Genomic DNA, 19,086 nt, shown 5'->3' with positions numbered 1-19,086 from the left:
GGGTGTAGCACTCGCGCTGCAAGAGACCCCCACCGGAAAGCTGTTCTGCCTTTGGTTGTGCTTCAAGCCGACGCATAGCGGCGAAGGCTTTTTGTCGGCGCGGGCGCGAAACCGAGCGCGGGTAGTGGCGCGCACGGGAAATTTATACTAAACGGCTGGCAAGATTTCATCCGACCGGGGTTTTCATTGCTTTTCCCGATACTCAAGACCGCAGTGAAGAAGGGCATTCCCGGACGCTGGATCGATGCCGAGGCGCGCCAGACCGTGCGCGCAAGACCCCGCGATGACGCTGCCTTTTCCGACCCGCACGCAGCGCTTGACCAGATGCTGGCGCATGAGCTGGTCAGCTTTGATCTTTTCGATACCGTGGTGCGGCGGCGGATGGCGCTCGATCTGGTTCATGCCAGGACTGCGGATTTCGCCGATCAGTTCTTGCGCGGCGACAATGGCCCGCTGCCGCGCGGGCTGATTGCCCGAGCCCGCCACCGCCTGCAAGCAGAGGTCAAGGCGCGAACTATCGCCAACTCGGGCGGCGCGCGCAACGAAGTGGACCTCGCCGATGTGTTCGACACCGCTCTGACCCCGTTTCTGGCCAACCCCGTGGCGCGCGCGCGCGCCGTAAAGGGCCTGATCGCGCAAGAGGTCGGAACCGAAAAGGCGGTGCTGAGCGTTGATCCGGCAATGCGCGACGTGATCGGGCAATTGCGCCGCGCCGGGCGCAAGGTGATCCTGATTTCCGACATGTATCTGCAAGGCGAGCATGTTGAAGAGCTTCTCGATGCGTTGGGCCTGCGCCCGCTTTTCGATCACGCCTTTGTCTCGGCCAGCACCGGCGTGACCAAGGCAAGCGGCGCGATGTTTGCCCATGTCGATAGCGTGCTCGGGCTCGCGGGCGTGGCGCGGCTGCATGTGGGAGACAACCTGCATGGCGATGTCTGGCAACCGCGGCAGATGGGCTGGGACGCGCTGCATTACCACAACCCGGCGCAGGAAGAACGGCGCGAGGCGGCACAGATAAGGGCATGGCTTGGAACCGCGCATCATCCGCAGGCCTTTCGCGCGCTGACCCAAGCCTATCCGGTGCGCGGCGCGCAGGGGTTCGAGCGGTTGACGGCGGCTGCCTTCTCGGCCTTCGCGCGGCAGGTTCTGAGCCGCGCGGTGCAGGGCAGCTATGACCGGGTGCTGTTCCTGACCCGCGACGGAACCCGGTTTCTCCGCGCCATCGAAGCGTTGCTGCAAGGGCAGCTTGCGGGTGCAGCCACAAGTTGCCCGCAAATGGCGGATATGGCGTTCAGTCGCCGGGCCGGGGTGCTGCTGGGCTACCCAGAAATGGATCAGCCGGGGTGGCACCAGTTTCTTGCCGACAATGTCTGGTGGCTGCACCACACACCGCTTTCGATCCGCACGATCATGCGTTGCTTTTCGATTGCCGTGGAGGAGTTGCCGGGGCTCTCGTCCGCGCTCGGCGCCGAGGTCGAAGGCTATCTGGCGGGCGATGACCCCGCGACCGATTTGGGCTTTGACGGGCTGCTGGCGCGGCCAGACCTGCTTGAACCGCTGCACGCCGCACTCGTGGCCAAGCGCGACAGGGTGCGCGCCTATCTTGAAAGCCTCGGGCTTTTCGACCGCGACGAGCGCATTCTGCTGGTCGATATCGGTTATTCCGGCACCGCGCTGATCGCGATCTCGGAGCACATGTTCGCCCGCGAGCGCATGGGGCAACCGGTTCGTGCGCGGCTCGATCTGATGCTGCTTGCGGCAAATCGCTACCACCGCGCAAACCTGGGCCGGATGCACCCGCGGGCAACGCTGCTGCCCGGCGTTCTGATCGGAACCGAGAATTGGCGGCACCGCGCCGCTGCCACGAATTTTGGCTGGCTCGAACCGTTTGCGGTTGATCGAAGCCGGGGCAGCCTGCGCGATTACCGGGCCGATGCCACGGGGCGGTTGCAGCCGGTTTTCGCGCCCGCCGAGGATGACGCAACTCACGGCGCGCTGGCGACGCGCATGGAGGGCTTCGCGGCGGAATACGCGCGGGCATTGCTGCTGGCGGAACTGCCCGCCGAGGAAGCCGACCGGCGGATGCTCGAACTCTGGATTTCCGAGGTGCTCCACCCCTCGCGTGCAACCGTCGAGGAAATCCGCATGCTCTGCCACCACGGCGGACTTGCCGAGGTCACATCGCAGCCGGTCTTGGCGCGTATCCGCCTTTGGGCACCGGTTCAGGATATCCTGCGTTGCATCGCCGATGACCGCTGGTTGCAGGGCAGCCTGCGCCACAGCGGGCTGCAATTCATGATCCCGTTTGCCAACCGCATTGCCGCGGCGGAGTCGCGATGAGGATCCTGTTTTACAACTGGGCGCAGTTCGACGATGCGGGCATGGCGGGTGGCGGGGTCACGGTCTATCTGCGCAACGTGATTGAAGAGCTGCTGCGCCGCGAGGGGGTCGAGGTCTGGTTTCTCTCGTCCGGGCACCTCTATCGAAACTTCGACCGCCGGGTGCGGATCGTGCCCACCCCCAACGCCTACGATCACCCGCGCCTGAAAACCTTCGCCCTGCTCAATTCGCCGATCAAGGCCCCCGCGCATGATGCGTTCTATGCGATCGACCGCTGGGCATCGGACGATGTATCAGTCGGCGTGATCCGGGAATTCCTGCGCGCGAACGGGCCGTTCGACGTGGTGCACCTGCACAATCTCGAAGGGGTCGGTGCCGGGGTGCTGCGGTTGCCAAGGGGCGAGGATGCGAAGCGGTTGTTTTACACCTTGCACAACTGCATGGCGTTCTGCCCGCAGGTCGAACTGCTCTATGATGGCCGACAACGGTGTACCGACTACCGCGAAGGTTACCGCTGCGTGGGCTGCCTTGGTTATGAAACCCGCATGTTTGACCTGATCGCAATGGCGCGGGCGGCCAGCGTGGTCAATCTCGGTCGGTTGGCCGGGCATCCGTTGGGTTGGTTTGTTTTCGGCATGCAAAGCGCCGCACAAACAGCCTACCGGGCTGTTCGCAACCTGTTCAAGGACCTGCGGCATGGCTTCAGGACGCGCTTCGGACACTGGCAACTGGGTGCGCGCAAGGGTTCGGGAAAGCGGTATGACTGGCGCGCTACGCCAGATACACCGCGGCTTCGCGCGCAGCCGCTCGACCGCCGCGCCGGACTTGCACTCGGATATCGCAATTGGCGGCAGAAGAACGCGGCGGCGCTGGCGGAAAACCTTGACGGTTTGTTCGCCGTTTCCGACCTGTTGCGGAGTGTCGCGCTGCCACTGCTGCCCGAGGGCACCAATGTTGAAACCTTGGCCCTGCCGATAGATATAGAGACCACGGCCGAAGATCGCGCCGGGCTTCGTGCCCGAAGGGTCGAGGCAACCGAGGTAACGCTTTCCTTCGTGGGTTATGATACCGCCGCGAAGGGCCTCGCGTTCCTGATTGAGGCGCTGACTGACCTCGATGATCCATTCTACCGCGAAAAGGTGAACCTGCTGGTTGTCGCACGGCTCGGCTCGCACCGGGCGCGGCAACTCTATCAGCTGGAGCGGCAGTTCAAATCGGTTCGCGTCATAAGGGGCTACAGGCGCGACCAGTTGCAGGAACTGTCGGGGATGATCGATCTGAACGTGGTGCCCTCGATTTGTTGGGAAACCTTCAATCAGGTGACGGTGGAACTTGCCCGGCTCGGGGTGCCGTCGCTCCTGTCCTCGACTGTCGGAGCAAAGCAGGCGATAGCCGATCAGGAAACCTTCGTGTTCGAAAGCGGCGATGCCGCCGATTTCCGCCGCAAGCTTGATGCCCTGGTAAAAAATGGCACGCTTCGGGCGCGGTTTTTCGAAACCGAACTCGCAATTCCCTCGGTGCGCGAGCATGTGGATTTGTTGTTGGCGCGCTACGCCAGAGAATGAAGGGGCTATTGAGGGGCGATACGCAGTCGACCGAAAATCAGATCGAGCGCCGGTCCTACCTCCAGATTTTTCTCCAGATGGTGGATGTTTGGTGCTTGCGAGTGATAATCGAGGTTGGGCAAGAGATCATCATGGCGCAATTCTTTGCGCCGCGAGGTAACTGCAGCATTCACGTTGGCGAAGCGTTCGGTGATTTCGCTGGCAAGCGCTGCCCCTATCTGCAGACGCTCGGTGCTTGGCAGCGACGAGACGAAACCGCACACCAGTTCCCGCGCAGGTGGTTTGAGACTGTTAAGAATGTGCATGTAGCGCCAGTCCATGAAGCCGTTTTTTCGCGGTTCAGCTTTGAAATCAGCAGGTTCCAGGCCAATTGTCGAACAGAAGGCGGGTATCGCGCGTGGCATGCGCTTGTAAGGCATGACCTGCACCGCTTCGGTGCCGAACACATGCTCCCACATTGAGAGTATGCGATCATAGTTGTAGCGGTGGTTTTCCGGCGTGACGTTTTTTCTGAACCATTTGGCATCAATCCGAAACCCGTGTCGCGCTATCGTCGATGCCAGCGACACAGCGTAATCAACCTGCGGCCGCAGCCCGATCAGAATTTTGACACTGCTAAAATGTCTTTCGGCAAAAGCCTTTACGCGCTGAATCTCCGCCTCATTGCGCAGCACCGCCTGGCAACCCTCGTCTGAACCGATGCAGGTATGGCACGACGCTGCAATCGGGCTGCTCAGTTCTTCGTCAAGGCGCGTCTCGACGACATCGGCGAATTCGCGAAGTTGCTCTTCGCTTGAAATGTTCCGTTGCCGCAGCGCGATCACATCGCTGTTTTCGAAATCGGCAGCGATCATCGAGACGTGCAGCGAGCGACCTGCTCCGAGCGCGGTGGGAAACAGGAATCCGCGTTGCGCCAATTCCACCCTGTTTGCCGCCAGCCAACTTTGTAGCGATGTCGTGCCGGTCTTTTCAGTGCCTACGTGAAGAATGAGGTCCAATGGAGGCTCCCGAAGATGTCTGGAATTTCGGCGCAAAGGGTCAGTTCGCCAGCCCGTCAAGCCTTTCGCCCAAGGTCAACCCAAGATTGAACAACCCGATCAGTTTGCCCAGTTGCACCGACTCGGCGTTGGCAACATAAAGCGCGTCCTTATCGGCGAGCAGAAATGACTGCGCCAGAAACTGGGTCGCCGGGTCGCGCATGTCGAAGCGGAAGACTGTCGGAATGCCGCGTGCGGACTGAGGATAGGGTGCAAGATCGGCCCTGCCGATCGCGCGCAGCCGATCGGGGCTTTCGTAGCGGAACAGGAACACCCCCGTCGCATCGGCGCGCGCGTCAAGCAGGCCGCCCGCCGCTGAAACCGCTTCCAGCACCGAATAGTCAGCGGTGGCAAGCGCATAGGTGCCGGGGCGCGATACCGAACCGGTCAGCGTATAGCGCGGCGGCTCATGGGTCAGCACGATCAGATCATCGCGCTGCACGCGAATGTCGTTGGCAGGCTTGAGCAGGATCTCGCTCAGAAAGGAGCTGCCCGAGCGCCCGCCCCGCACCACGCTCACCCGGGTTTCATGCGCGGGAAAGCGGCTTCCGCCCGATGCGGCGATCGCCTGCGACAGCCGGTCACCGCGCAATGACAGGCGGTATACGCCGGGCGCGCCGACATCGCCTGCCACGGTGGCCCGGTTGTTTTCAGACTGGGTGATGCTGACCAGCGCCTGTGGCTCGATCGCCTTCCCGGCGAGCCTCTCGACAATCTTGCGCTGAATCTCGTCCGGCGTGTCGCCGAAAACCTCGATCTCGCCAACGTAGGGAAGCGAAATGCGCCCGGCACGGTCAACCACGACTCCGGGAAAATCGGTGCCGCCCGCGCCGCCTTGACCGATGGCAAAAAGCCCGCCCGCCCCCGCCTCAAGCACGCGCACATGCAGCACGTCACCATGCCCGACCGCGTTCGATGGCTCGGCGGCGGCGGCGGATTGCAGCGCGGTAAGCGCGTTGCGGCGCGGCAGGCCAAGGCTGCGCGCCACCTTCACATCGACATTGACCAGCAGAAAATCCAGCGCCTCTGCCCCGGCCTCGACCGCCGCACTATCCGGCCCCTGCTGCGGCAGCGCGCAGGCCGCGACTGTCGCGACGCCGCCCAAGAGCACAAAGCGGCGGGGCACAACCGGAACGACTGTGCGCGAGCGGCTTTTGTTGGTGAGTGGCACGCGAATAACCTGCAAGGAGGGCATCGGGAAAGGGGGCGGGGGAAAGCACGGATCGATGCTTCGGAATCTATGGGATACGACCCGCTGTGTCCAGCCTGCGCAAAGATACAAGGTTTTGGTTGTGGCCCTGCGCGCGAAGCGCCATCCTGCGGGCATTGGAGTGGGCGGGACAGGAAACCGATGCGCGACGCCGAGGGTGCCATTTTCGTGACCGGCGGATCGAGCGGCATCGGTCTGGCGACCGCGCGGCGGCTGGCGCGGGCCGCTGCCGCCCCCAAGCTGGCGCTGTTCGCGCGCAATCCGGCCCGGCTAGAACAAGCCGCGGCGCTGCTGCGCACCGATCTGCCGCAGGCAGATATCCGCACATTCGTGCTTGACGTGACCGATACCGCAGCGGTGGAGGCTGCCGTAGCCGCCGCCGCCGCGGCGCTTGGGTCGCCGCATCGGGTTGTGCTTTCGGCGGGCATCACCTTGACGGGACGCCTTGATACAGTCGATCTTGCAGAGCAGCGCGGGGTGATGGAGGTCAATTACTTCGGCAGTCTCAACATGGTCCGTGCGCTCGTGCCACGGATGCAGGCTGGGGCAAAGCTCGCGCTGGTCGGCTCTGCCGCAGGGTTGCATGGGGTCTATGGCTATGGCGGCTACGCGCCGTCCAAGTTCGCGCTGCGCGGGCTGGCCGAGGTGTTACGGGTGGAATTGCAGCCGCGCGGCATCGGCGTGACGCTCTGCCTTCCCCCCGACACCGATACGCCGATGCTCGAAGCTGAAGTGCCGCTGCGCCCGGCCGTTACCAGCCACATTTCCGCCGCCGCACCCGCGATGTCGGCCGAGGCTGTTGCGGCGGCCTTGGTGCGGGGCATGGAGGCGGGGCGGTTTCTGGTCTTGCCGGGGCTGTCGGTCAAGCTGCTCTATCTCTTCGCACCCTGGATCGCGCCACTGCTGCGGTGGCACCAGCAGCGGCTGATCCGCAGACTTGGCGAATAGGCCGGCCTTTCAGCTGAGGTGCTCGCGCACGATCTGGATGAACATCGTGGTCACCCCCCAGATCAGGAATGCCACCACTGCAATCAGCGCCAGCGATGACTTGACCTGCGGATAAATCGCCTCCTCCGGGAACGAGGGCAACACAAAGGCCGCCACATAGCGCTGCTGCCGGTCTGCCTCGACCCGCGCCAATTCCAGCGACGCAAGCGCGGAAAGGTAGGTTCGCTGGCGGAATTCGAGATCGACGATCAATTCCTCGTACTGTGCCACGGCGGAATTGAGCGAGAGGCCGGGGCTGGCCGTGCCGTTCGCGGTCGCGCCACCCGCTCCAAGCTGTGCCCTCTCGGCGATGATCTGCCGCTCGATCGAATCGATCTGGCTGCGCAACACCCGCACGCTGGGCGCATCTTCAGCAAGAAATTCGCGCAGGCTGCTCATTTCGGTCAGGGTGCGGGAAAGCTGCCCCTGTAGCTGCGCCAGCACGTTTTCCTGCGCCGCCACGGTGCTGGTGGGGTCAATCTGCTGTTCGGTCTCGCGAAACAGTGCAATTGCCGCGCGCTGCGCCTTGAGCGCGGCTTCGGCGCGGGCAAGTTCGGCTTCGGCCAGCCGCACCGTATCTTGCCGCGCCCGTTCGGAAACCATGTTGATCAACTCACTGGTCGCGGCAATGACCGCCTCGGTCATCGCCTGGGCATCCTCGGGGCTGAACGCCTGCGCCTCGACGGTAATGATCTGCGAGGTGCTGTCGTAATAGGCCGAAAGCATCCGCCGCAGGTATTTGACCTGCTGTTCCCGCGTCGCATCTGCTGGCATCCGCATCAGGAAATCGGCCCTGTCGGTGGCGTAGGTGGCTTTCAGGTCCAGCCGCTTCGATAACGCGTCAAGAAACTGGCGGCTCTTGATGAAATCGACAACCATGTAGGAATCCGCCTGCGTGCTTCCTGCGGTGGTGGCTCCGGTAACCATGCCGAGCAGGTCTGGCGTCGGCAGGCCGCCGGGCGAGCGGATCGCGAATTTCACTTCGACTGCATAGCGGTCGGCGGCGACATAGGCGAAATAGTACCCGGCGATGGCCACCGGCAGCAGCACGAAAAGCACGAAGGTGGCGATGGCAAGGCCACTGAAAAGGCGGCGCGAGCCGACGCTGGGCACCTCGATCGGGCCCGCAAGGAAGCTTTGCGCCGGGGGTGGCGGCGCACCGTTTGCGGGTTGCAGCGGCACCGGGCGCGGTGCCGGTTGCTGCATCTTCATCGGCCTGGCCACGGCGGCGACAGCTGCGGCTTGGGCTTTCGGGGCGTTTTCGCTGGCGTTGGTCACGTGCACATGCTCCGCATTGCTGGTCTTTGCGCCACCTCAGGCGTTTTGCGCGTTATAGGCTTCAATCGCATCGTCAAGCCGGTCAAAAAGCACTGCCGTGCCGTTGCTGACCAGCAATCCGCAGTCACAATATTCGCGCAACGCCGCGACCGAATGCGAGACCATGATCATCCGCGAGCGCGACAGCAGATCGTTGAAGGCGGCTTTCGACTTTTTCTGGAATCGCGCGTCACCGACGCTGAGCAACTCATCCACCAGGTAGGTATCAAATTTCAGCGCCATGCTGAGGCCAAAGGCAAGCCTCGCGCCCATGCCGGAAGAATAGGTGTGCACCGGTTCGTTCATGAAGGGGCCGATCTCGGCGAAGGCCGCGACACTGTCGATAACCGCCTTCTCCTCGACGCCATAGACCCGCGCCACAAAGCGGATATTCTCAAGCCCGGTCAACTGGCCGTGAAAGCTGCCGCGAAAGCCAATCGGCCAGGAAACGCGCACGTCGCGCCGCACCCTGCCCCAGTCTGGGTCAAGAATACCGGCGATAAGCTGGAGCAGGGTCGATTTTCCCGCGCCATTGCGGCCGAGCACACCGATATTGCGGTGCGGCAACGTCAGCGTCAGGTTGCTGAGAACCTGGCGGCGCGCACCGCCGCGAAGCCGGTAATTCTTGGAGACGCCCTCGAAGTGGATCAATTCCGATCCCTCCGGCTGACCATGAGCTGCAACATGCCGACGAACAGCAAGACGAGGCCGACGAAGTAAAGATAGCTCAGGCTGACATGCTGGTCCGAATAGATCGGGTAGTAGCCAGCGCGAAAGGCCTCGATGCCGTGAATGATCGGGTTCCAGACCAGCAGCAAGCGGTACTCGGGTGCCACGCTCTCGATGGAAAAGAACAGGCCCGAAATGAAGAACGCCGGGGTCATCACCATGTTGTAGATGTAATGGGTCATGGAAAAACGGCGTTGCAGCACCGCAATGTTCAGCCCGACGCCCAGCGCCAGAAGCCCGAGCCCGCCATAGGCGATCAGCATCTTGCCGACATCCACGGGCACTCTGGCCGAGAACACCGCCATCATGAAACAGAAAACCAGCACCACGATGACCAGCGAGGTGATGGTTTCCAGCATCAGCCGTGCCAGCGCCGCATCGAATTCGCGAACCGTAGGATAGTTGAACAGCGGCATGTTGGCCTCTAGCGCCATGCCGATGAACGACGATGAGTGGCGAAAATACTGGAACGGCAGCACCCCGGTCGCAAAGAAGATCGGAAATTCGGAGGAAAGCGGCCCGCCGCGGCCAAGACCGGCAAAAAACAGCGTCATCACCGATATCACCGCGAACGGCTCGAAAATCGCCCAGGCATAGCCGATGCGCGAACGGCCGTGCCGCACCCGCGCCTCGCGCAGGATCAGCGCATACTGGGTGCGCAGCACCGCCTTGAGGCCTGCCACCAACCTCTGCGCCTCGCCCAGCCCTGCCAGCCGCGATTCGATTCCCAGGCCATCCCCCGTTGGCTTCACCATGCGCACGTCACCAGGAAAGTTTCCTTGCGGTAATTTTGCTGTCGGGCCGGGCGTGCCATTCTACGCGACTCATCTCTCCGGGCACGGCCGACTTCACCCGGCCGAGGCGGAACAGCGGCGCTCTACCGTCCGGCGCGGCATCGGAAAATGCTAGAGCAATTCGCAAAACAACACAACCTCTGCGGGTGATTGGCTTTTGCCGCGAAAACCTGCCGCCGGGCGGCCCCGGCTTGCACCACGGCGTGCGGCACCGCCCCGCTGGCGGAATTTCGCCGCAATCGCGCTGCTGCTGCTGCGCAAGCGCCAATCGCCTCAAAGCCATTGGCATCGCCGGATTTGCCAGATATCGTGAAATTTACGTGGCATAACGGCAAAATGAGCGGGCGGTTGCAAAAGCAGATCTTCATCACGGGCCGATCCTGCCGCCTTCCCGGGGCCGCGAATGTGGCCGCCCTGGCCGATGTGATCTTCAAGAATCGCGATACCGTAACCGAGATTCCGCACAATCGCTGGCTGCATGACTACTTTTTGCACCCGGTACCGGGAACCAAGGGCAAGACCTATACCTTTGCCGCAGGCGTGGTGGACGGGATCTGGGATTTCGAGCCCGCGGTGTTCGGCATTTCGCCCCGCGAGGCGGGGCAGATGGACCCGCAGCAACGCCTGCTGCTGCATGTCGCCTGGGAGGCGCTGGAAGACGCGGGAATTCCGCCAAGGCAGCTGGCAGGCAAGAATGTGGGCGTCTATGTCGGCTGCTCGGCGCTTGCCCATGCCGCGCGGCTTTCGCAAGACGCGGGCATCACCGACGCCTATCTGATGACCGGCAACACGCTGGCGCTGGTTTCCAACCGCATCTCGCATGCGCTCGATCTGCGCGGGCCGTCACTGACCATTGATACCGCCTGTTCATCCTCGCTCTTCGCGCTGAAACAGGCCGAAGTGGCCCTGCTGGCAGGCGAGATCGACATGGCGATTGTCGCCGGTGCGAATGCGCTGCTTGATCCGATACCGTTTGTCGGCTTTTCGGCGGCGCGCATGCTTTCGCCGGGCGGGCGATGCCGGCCGTTCTCGGCCACGGCTGATGGCTATGTGCGCGCCGAGGGCGCGGTGGCGCTGGTGCTTGAACGCGCAACCCGCAAGGCGCTGGGATTGCGCAGGCCCTACGCGGCGCTGGTCGCGGTCGAAACCAATGCGAACGGGCGCACGGTCAACGTCGCGCTGCCTTCCGCCGAAGGCCAGGCCGCTTTACTGCGCCGGGTCTATGACCGCGCCAAGGTTGACCCGGATGATCTGGCCTTCATCGAGGCGCATGGCACCGGCACGCTGGTGGGCGACCCTGCCGAGGCCGAGGCGCTCGGCCGGGTGCTTGGGCAGCGACGCAAGGCAGCGCTGCCGATCGGCTCGATCAAATCGAATATCGGGCATCTGGAACCCGCCTCGGGCCTTGCCGGAGTGCTGAAGGCGCTTCTGGCGCTGGAACATGGCGTGTTTCCCGCCTCGTTGCATGCCGAAGCGCTGAACCCGGCGATTCCCTTCGAGGCGCTCAATCTGGCGGTGGCCCGCGAAAACCTGCCGCTGCCACAGACCGACGGGGTGCGTTACGCCGGGGTCAGTTCCTTCGGTTTCGGCGGTGCCAATGCGCATGCAATTCTGGCATCCGTCGCCGATGCACCCAAGCCCGCGCCCCGGCGCAAAGGAACCCAAGAGGGGGCAATTCTTCTCGCCTCGGCGTTCGCGCCGGAATCGCTGCGCGCCACGCTGGCGGACTATCGGCGACTGATCGGCTCTGCCGACGCCGATGCGGCATCGCTTGAAGAAATCTGCGCTGAGGCCGTGCGGTTTCGCGATCTCTACCCGCAGCGCGTCGCCGTTCTGTGCGACGGCGCAGCCTCGGCCATGGCCGCGCTGACCAGTGCCGAGGCGGGCGCTTCGGATGCGCGGGTGCTGGGCGCAAGGTCAGACCTGACCGACGCCCCGACGGCATTCGTCTTTTCCGGCAACGGCTCGCAATATGCGGGCATGGGGCTTGCGGCGCTGGCTACCGACCCGGCCTATGCGCGCGCGCTGCGGCGCATCGACCGTGCCTTCGCGCAGATTGCAGGCTGGTCGATCATCAAGACCCTGCGTCGCCCTGACCTTGACCAGGCGCTGCGCGATTGCGACGTGGCGCAACCGCTGCTTTTCGCCGATCAGATGGCGCTGGTTGCGGCGCTGGCCGCGCGCGGGCTGCGGCCTGCCGCCGTGATGGGCCATTCTGGCGGCGAGGTGGCGGCGGCTTGCGCTGCGGGTGCGCTATCGCTTGACGATGCACTGTTGCTCATCCATCAGCGCAGCCTTCATCTGCAACACCTGCGCGGGCGCGGCACGATGGCCGCGGTCCAAGCCCCCGCAGCGCAGGTCGCTGAAGCAATAGCAGAATTCGGCGGCGGCATCGAGATTGCTGCCGAAAACAGCCCCAAGAGCGTGTCGATTGTCGGCGCGGCGGGGCGGATCGACGATTTCATCCGGCTTGCACGGCGCTCCAGACGTTGGGCCGCCGTGCGGCTTGCGATCGACTATCCATTTCACGGTGCCGCAGTGGACGAGGTGACGGGAGCGCTGCGCGCAGCAATCGCTGGCATCGTTCCCGCGTCCTGCACGGTTCCCTTCGTTTCCTCGGTAACCGGTCAGATCTGCGCAGGTGCCGCACTTGATGCCGATTACTGGTGTGCCAATGTGCGCCGCCCGGTCGCCTATTCCGCCGCGGTCGAAACGCTCAAGGCAATGGGGTTCAAGGCGGTTCTGGAAATTGGCCCGGCACCGGTTCTGGGCAATTACACGGTTGACAGCCTTGGCGGTTCCGATGGCACGGTGGTCATCAACAGCTTCGAGATGCGCGATGCCGCCGAGGTCAATCCGGTTGCGCGGACCATCGCGCGCGCCCTTGTCCACGGAATTCGGATCGACCTTGCGCGGATGCTGCCAGCGCCGCGCCAGTATCGTCGCGATCTGCCCCGCTACCACTGGAACTGCACCGAGCTGCGCATCGACCGCACACCGACCCTGCTGAACCGATACGGCAATCCCGATGACAGCCACCCGCTGCTCGGGCGCGAGGAGGGGGTCGAGGCGGGCCTCTGGCTCGGCGAGATTGATCAGCATGTCATGCCACAGTTCTGCGACCACCGGGTTGGCGGCAAGGTGGTGGCACCGGGCACCGCGCTTGCGGAAATGGCGCTGGCGGCGGCCCGCGCCACGCTTGCCACCGACCTTGTGGAACTGCGCGATGCCGATATCGTGGCACCGCTGCTGCTTGGGCGCGATGCACTTTACGAAATCCGCACCCGGATCGCGCCCGATCAGACCAGCCTAAGGGTTTCCGGGCGGCACCGGGGCACCGGCGGGGCGCAGCGAACCCACCTTTCGACACGGTTCTACCGCGCCTCGATCGAGCACATGCCCGAACCCGCGCCTGACCCGGAACTGCGGCAGGGCGACCGCGACGGCGCGCGCCTTTACGCGGCTGCAAGGCGGATCGGGCTTGATTATGGCCCGGCCTTCGCGCTGGTCGAAAGGTTGCGCCGGGTCGAACCGGGCGTTGTCGAGGTTTTCCTGCGCGAAAGTGGTTCGATAGGCGGCAGCGCCAACCCGACGCTGATCGACGTGATCGGCGCGGATGCGGCCTTTCACGGGGTGATCGCCGCGCTGGAAGATACCGAGGCGGCGCGGGGTGGCATGGGCTATGTGCCCATTCGCATTGCCCGGCTGTGTGTGCTCCTGCCCTGGGCCAAGGTTGCCTCGGCGCGGGTTCGGATCGAGCGGATCGGGCAGCGCACGGTGCTGGCCTCGTTTCAGCTTTACGATGCGGCAGGCGCGGGGGTCGCGGTTTTCGAGGGCGTGCGCTTTAAGGCGATGCGTCTGGTGCGCGAAATCAGCCTTGACCACCATGCCTTCAGCCAAGTTCTGGTGCCGCTCGGCGCTGCCTGTGCCGATGCGGCCACGCTTGCCCCGCACGACATTGGCGTGGCGCGTCTGCATCCGCTGTTCGCGACAACAGAAGAAACCCATTTCCTGATTGAAGCGGCGGCGCAGGCAATCGCGGTCGAGGTATTGGCAAGACTGGCGGATGATACCGGGGTCATTCGGCCAAAGGCCGAGACCAGATCGCCCTATCTCGCGGCGCTGGTCGGCATGGGCAAACGCGCTGATCTGGTCGCCGCTGGTCCGCAGGGCATGCAACTGACCGCGCGCGCCGCCGAAAGCAGCCCCGGCCCGCTGCTCGATCTGCTGGCCCACGAACACCCCGGGATGGTTGCCGAGCTGGCGCTGCTCGCGCATGCGCGCGCCACCCTGCCCGATCTCATCGCCAGCGGCACCGCCCTGCCGACGACGCTGGCGCATTTCGGGCGCGAGGCGCTGGCCAATCTGGCGGAAGGATCGGCCTCCGAGCGCCTGCAGGTGGCGGCGCTGGCCGAAGCGGTGCTGGCGCTGGTCGCCAGATGGCCGAAGAACCGGGCGCTGCGGATTGCCGAGCTTTCGGATGGCGCGGCGCGCATTCTGCCGCAGTTGCTGCGGGCTTTGCCCACCGATCGGGCAAGCTTTTTCGAAATCACGGTGCCGACGCTCGATGAACCCGGTGCCGCAGCGCAGCTGCCGATGGATCGGGTCACGCTGCTTGAGGCGAAGCCAGAGGTCTTGAAGGTTGCCGGGCCGTTCGATCTGGTTCTCGCGGCAGGAATTCTCAACCGGATGGAATCTTCGGAAGCCGTCCTTTCCATGCTTGGAGCGGCACTGAGCGAACGCGGGCAGATCGTCATGGTCGAACCTGCGCCTTCGGATTTCGCCGATCTGGTGTTCGGCCTCGGCCCCGACTGGTTCGTAGCCTCTGCCAAACCTTCTGACCCGGTTTCGCGGCGCTACGGCCCCGATGATCTGAGGTCGCTAGCCCGTCGGGCGGGGTTGACCGAGGTCGAAACGACGCCGCTTGCCGAAGGCTGCGCCGCGGCAAGCGTGCTCTTGGCGCGCAGTGCGTTGCGGCTCGCCGCCCTGCCCGCGCCCGAACCCGAACATGCCGATCTCATCGCCCGGCTGCTCGACGAGGGCGCTCATACAGAAACAGGCGAAGCGCCGCCGCCCGGCATGCAATTCGCCCGTGCCGAGGGGTCGGTGCCGCGGCTTTATGCGTATTTCCGGCGGGGTGCCGGGGCCGATGATCCGCAGCGCCTTACCGCCGCACGGTTGCTGGCGCTGAAAGAGTTGATGCCGACACTCGCGGCGGAAGGCGGAAGGCTGGTGGCGTTGGTGCCCGGCGGCACCGGGCAAGGCGGCGGCGCGGTCGATCCGTGCCAGACCGCGCTTTGGGCGCTGCTGCGCACGGTGGCGAATGAATACCCGGCGGTGAGCGTGGTTTGTTACGATATCGCCCCCGACCTTGGCCCCGAAGCCGCGGCACGGCGCATTGCCGAACGCGAGGCCGCGACGGACGGAGAAACCGAATTGGTGCTTAGCGTCGAGGGCCATGCCGCGCTTCGCGTCATCCACGGGCCGGGCGTGCAGCGGGGCGAAATTGCAGCTACGGCGATGCGGCAGGTGCTTGAAGTGCCCGCGTCGGGCAAGCTTGATGATCTGCGTTGGGTTGCGCAGCCGCGCCGCACTCCGGGCGCGGGCGAGGTTGAAATCGAGGTTGCGGCAAGCGGGCTCAACTACCGCGACGTGATGTGGGCGATGGGTCTTTTGCCCGAAGAGGCGCTTGAAAACGGCTTCGCCGGGCCGACACTTGGCATCGAATGCGCTGGCACCGTGCTGCGCGCCGGCCCCGGCGTGACCACGCTCCGGCCCGGTGACCGGGTGCTTGGCTTTGGCCCGCAAAGCTTCGCCTCGCATCTGGTGGTTCCTGAGGCCATGGCGACGCAGCTTCCCGATGGCCTCGATCTTGAGGCAGCGGCGACGGTGCCGGTAACCTTTTTCACCGCGTGGTATGCGCTGATCACACTGGCGGCGCTGAAACCCGGCGAATGGGTGCTGATCCACGGCGGCGCGGGCGGGGTCGGGCTGGCCGCAGTGCAGATCGCGCGGCATTTCGGGGCGCGGGTGATCGCCACCGCAGGTTCGCCGGTGAAGCGGTCGTTCCTTCAGGCCGCCGGGGCGGAGCATGTGCTCGACAGCCGCTCGCTGGGCTTTGCCGAGGCGGTGATGCAGCTTACCGGCAATCGCGGCGTCGATGTGGTGCTTAACGGCCTTGCTGGTGCGGCGATGGAGCGCAGCCTGAATTGCCTCGCGCCTTTCGGTCGCTTTCTGGAACTCGGCAAACAGGATTTCTACGCCAACACCGCGGTCGGCCTGCGCCCGCTCAAAAAGAACATCGCCTATCACGGCATTGACGTTGACGAACTGATGGCTTTGCGCCCCGCGCAGGCTCGGGCGATCTATGCCGACATGCTGGCGGAATTCGGCAAGGGTTCATTCCGTGCCCTGCCGTTCCGCGCCTTTGAAGGTGCCGAGGTGGTGAGTGCCTTCCGGCTGATGCAGAAGTCTGGCCATATCGGCAAGATCCTGGTGCGCCCGCCGCAGAAGCTGGCGCTTGACGCAGCCCTGGCCGACACTGGGGCCGCGCCTTTTGACCGCAACGCCACGCAATTGGTGGTCGGAGGGCTTGGCGGGCTCGGGTTTGAAATCGCCGATTGGCTGGTTGCCGGGGGCGCGCGGGTGCTCGCACTCCTTGGGCGGCGGGCCGAGCCTTCTCCCGAAGTCGCGGCGCGCATCGGGCACTGGCGCGCCGATGGGGTGGAGATCGAAGTCATCGGTTGCGATGTGGCCGATGCGGCGGCACTCGATCAGGCGTTGACCCGGCTGCGCGCCCGCCGCCCGATTGCCGGGGTGATCCATTCTGCGATGGTGCTGGAAGACATGCCACTTTCGGCGCTGACCCCCGAGGTGCTGGCGCGCACACTTCCCGCCAAGATCGCGGGCGCGGCCAACCTCGACCGGTTGACCCGGGGCGACAATCTCGGGCATTTCGTGCTTTTCTCCTCAATCGCCACGCTGATCGGCAACCACGGCCAGGCGAGCTATGTTGCCGCCAACGGGTTTCTGGAAGGCCTCGCCCAGAGCCGTCGCGCCGAGGGCCTGCCGGGACTTGCCGTCGGTTGGGGTCCGGTCAGCGACGTGGGCTATCTTTCGCGCAACACCGAAAAGGCGCTGCTGGTCAAGCGGATGTCAGGCAACATCGATTTCACCAGCCTGCAACTTACCCGGGTGCTGGAGCGGCTTCTGGCGCTCGGCTCCGCCGCGGCACCCGTGGTGCATGTTTCGCCCATGTCGTGGAACACACCTGCGGCCACGCTCAGAACGCTTGCCGCACCCGCCTTCCGGCTGCTCAAACTGCTCGGCCAGCGCAGCGAGGCCGAAACCGGCGAAGAGGATCTGCGCGCCACCCTGCTTGGCCTGCCTGCTGCGCGGGCCGAGGAAAAGCTGACAAATTACCTTGTCGAAAAGATCGCGCATATCCTGCAAATCGCCGAAAAATCGGTCAGCCTGCACAAACCGATGAATGAGCTCGGCATCGATTCCCTGATGGGCGTCGAACTTGCGCTGACCCTGCAAGACGGCCTTGGCGATGATATCCCGGTGACCTCGGTTTCCGAGGCGGTCAGCATCAGCGAGGTTGCCCTGCGCATCATTTCCCACCTGCACGGTACCCCGGAGGATGCGGGGCTGCACAGCGACGATGCCCGGCTCGCCCTGCAACACCTGTCGCTGGCACATGAAGACATGCTGCAAACCGAGCGGGCGGCAGAATGAATTCCCGAAACGACCCCAAGGCACGCGCCATCGCCGCCGCACGGGCCGCCGCAGGGCACCGCCCCGGCCGCGCAGAACCTGCGGTGGGTGGCGATGGCTGGCCGGAGGCGGCGAATTTCGCGCAGCTCGCCGATTACCGCAATATCGAGCGCATGCGCATGGCCGGATCGGCAATGGGCGTCGCCAACCCCTATTTTCGCCTGCATGACGGCCACGCGACCGCGCAGACGGTGATCGACGGGCGCGAGACGATCAATTTCGCCTCCTACGATTACGTCGGGCTGAACGCCGACCCGCGCACCGCAGCGGCCGCCAAGGAAGCGATTGACCGCTACGGCGTTTCGCCTTCGGGCAGCCGCCTCGTATCAGGCGCGCGCCCGGTGCACCTCGGGCTCGAAGCGGCGCTGGCGCGGCACTATGGGGCGGCGGCGGCGATCTGCTTTGTCAGCGGCCATTCCACCAATGTCTCGACCATCGGCTGCCTGATGACCGAGGGCGACCTGATCGTGCAGGACACGCTCGTGCACAACAGCATTCAGGTTGGGGCCAGGCTTTCCGGCGCGGCGCGGCGCAGTTTTGCGCATAACTCGATGGCCGCGCTCGAAGCCCTGCTGATCGAGAACCGGGCGCGCTACCGCAACGCGCTGATCGTGGTCGAAGGCCATTACTCGATGGACGGAGACACCGCCCCTCTGGCGCAACTGGTTGCGCTGAAACGCAAATACGGCTGCTGGCTGATGGTGGACGAGGCCCATGCGCTGGGCTGTGTCGGGGCCACCGGCAAGGGCGTGTTCGAGCACACAGGTGTCGACCCGACCGAGGTCGATATCTGGATGGGAACGCTCTCGAAAACACTTGCGTCAACCGGCGGCTATATCGCGGGCAGCGCTGCGCTGATCGATCTCTTGATGGCGCATGCCTCGGGCTACGTCTATTCGGTGGCACTTGCGCCTGCGCTTGCGGCCTCGGCGCTCACCGCGCTGGAACTGCTGGAGGCAGAGCCTTGGCGGGTGCGCAAATTGCAGGACAACACCGCGCTCTTCATCAGGTCCGCCCGCGCCGCCGGGCTCGATACCGGGGCCGCCGAACCGTTTTCGATCGTGCCGATCATGGTGGGCGATTCCCTTGTGGCTGCCAAGCTTTCCGAACGGCTGCTGGCGCGCGGTATCAATGCGCTGCCGGTGATCTTTCCGGCGGTGCCGATGCAGGGCGCGCGTTTGCGCTTTTTTCTCACCGCACTGCATGATGCGGCGCTGATCAGAGCCGCCGTAGAGGCCACGGCCGAGGAATTGCAGAAGCTGCGCGATGACCAGTTCGGAACGGCGATTCCGCTGGCGCTGCTGAATCTATGACGCGCCGGGAAAGAG

Annotated in this window: 10 protein-coding genes; 5 read left to right on the top strand and 5 right to left on the bottom strand. The window is 64.5% G+C overall.

Annotation, left to right across the window (positions count from 1 at the left end; all coding sequences use genetic code 11):
- Nucleotides 1-186: 186 nt before the first annotated feature.
- Both Q8J98_RS11590 and Q8J98_RS11585 read left to right on the top strand, forming a co-directional pair.
- The gene (locus Q8J98_RS11590) at nt 187-2,340 is read left to right on the top strand and encodes an HAD family hydrolase (RefSeq protein WP_305294482.1); all 2,154 of its coding nucleotides are present in this window, start codon (nt 187-189) and stop codon (nt 2,338-2,340) included.
- Nucleotides 2,337-3,905, top strand: a complete 1,569-nt coding sequence (locus Q8J98_RS11585; protein WP_305294481.1) for a glycosyltransferase — start codon at nt 2,337-2,339, stop codon at nt 3,903-3,905. The genes Q8J98_RS11590 and Q8J98_RS11585 overlap by 4 nt, the downstream gene beginning before the upstream one ends.
- 5 nt (nt 3,906-3,910) lie before the next feature.
- Here the strand turns inward: Q8J98_RS11585 and Q8J98_RS11580 are convergent, their stop codons facing one another.
- Together Q8J98_RS11580 and Q8J98_RS11575 are read right to left on the bottom strand one after the other, a co-directional pair.
- Nucleotides 3,911-4,903 (bottom strand): hypothetical protein, encoded by a 993-nt coding sequence (locus Q8J98_RS11580; RefSeq protein ID WP_305294480.1) that lies wholly within the window; start codon nt 4,901-4,903, stop codon nt 3,911-3,913.
- 40 nt (nt 4,904-4,943) lie between these two features.
- Complete coding sequence (locus Q8J98_RS11575) at nt 4,944-6,113, bottom strand: polysaccharide biosynthesis/export family protein (RefSeq protein WP_305294479.1); 1,170 nt, start codon at nt 6,111-6,113, stop codon at nt 4,944-4,946.
- Between the two features lie 180 nt (nt 6,114-6,293).
- Between Q8J98_RS11575 and Q8J98_RS11570 the strand changes: the two genes are divergently transcribed.
- Nucleotides 6,294-7,100, top strand: coding sequence for an SDR family NAD(P)-dependent oxidoreductase (locus Q8J98_RS11570; protein ID WP_305294478.1), 807 nt, complete (start codon nt 6,294-6,296; stop codon nt 7,098-7,100).
- 9 nt (nt 7,101-7,109) lie between these two features.
- On the opposite strand, the gene Q8J98_RS11565 is transcribed toward Q8J98_RS11570, so the two are convergent.
- The 3 genes from Q8J98_RS11565 to Q8J98_RS11555 are packed head-to-tail and all read right to left on the bottom strand — an operon-like array spanning nt 7,110 to nt 9,940.
- Nucleotides 7,110-8,417, bottom strand: coding sequence for a hypothetical protein (locus tag Q8J98_RS11565; protein ID WP_305294477.1), 1,308 nt, complete (start codon nt 8,415-8,417; stop codon nt 7,110-7,112).
- A 36-nt stretch (nt 8,418-8,453) separates the two neighbouring features.
- Complete coding sequence (locus Q8J98_RS11560) at nt 8,454-9,107, bottom strand: ABC transporter ATP-binding protein (protein ID WP_305294476.1); 654 nt, start codon at nt 9,105-9,107, stop codon at nt 8,454-8,456.
- Complete coding sequence (locus Q8J98_RS11555) at nt 9,104-9,940, bottom strand: ABC transporter permease (RefSeq protein ID WP_305294475.1); 837 nt, start codon at nt 9,938-9,940, stop codon at nt 9,104-9,106. Before Q8J98_RS11555 ends, Q8J98_RS11560 begins: the two co-directional genes overlap by 4 nt.
- Before the next feature lie 375 nt (nt 9,941-10,315).
- Here Q8J98_RS11555 and Q8J98_RS11550 point away from each other — a divergent pair, with 375 nt between their 5' ends.
- Entirely contained in the window at nt 10,316-17,719 is a 7,404-nt protein-coding gene (locus Q8J98_RS11550) for a type I polyketide synthase (RefSeq protein ID WP_305294474.1), read from the top strand.
- Entirely contained in the window at nt 17,716-19,071 is a 1,356-nt protein-coding gene (locus Q8J98_RS11545; protein ID WP_305294473.1) for an aminotransferase class I/II-fold pyridoxal phosphate-dependent enzyme, read from the top strand. Before Q8J98_RS11550 ends, Q8J98_RS11545 begins: the two co-directional genes overlap by 4 nt.
- Nucleotides 19,072-19,086 lie beyond the last annotated feature (15 nt).

The sequence above is a fragment of the Phaeovulum sp. genome, assembly GCF_030684035.1.
GTDB lineage: Bacteria > Pseudomonadota > Alphaproteobacteria > Rhodobacterales > Rhodobacteraceae > UBA6213.
Note: the sequence above shows the minus strand (reverse complement) of the source record. Positions and strands in the feature narration are given on the sequence as shown.

What these genes read in the sequence shown, in the direction of transcription:
- Q8J98_RS11555 (WP_305294475.1), bottom strand. Translation starts at nt 9,940, where the DNA reads ATGGTGAAGCCAACGGGGGATGGCCTGGGAATCGAATCGCGGCTGGCA.
- Q8J98_RS11550 (WP_305294474.1), top strand. Translation starts at nt 10,316, where the DNA reads ATGAGCGGGCGGTTGCAAAAGCAGATCTTCATCACGGGCCGATCCTGC.
- Q8J98_RS11545 (WP_305294473.1), top strand. Translation starts at nt 17,716, where the DNA reads ATGAATTCCCGAAACGACCCCAAGGCACGCGCCATCGCCGCCGCACGG.
- Q8J98_RS11570 (WP_305294478.1), top strand. Translation starts at nt 6,294, where the DNA reads ATGCGCGACGCCGAGGGTGCCATTTTCGTGACCGGCGGATCGAGCGGC.
- Q8J98_RS11585 (WP_305294481.1), top strand. Translation starts at nt 2,337, where the DNA reads ATGAGGATCCTGTTTTACAACTGGGCGCAGTTCGACGATGCGGGCATG.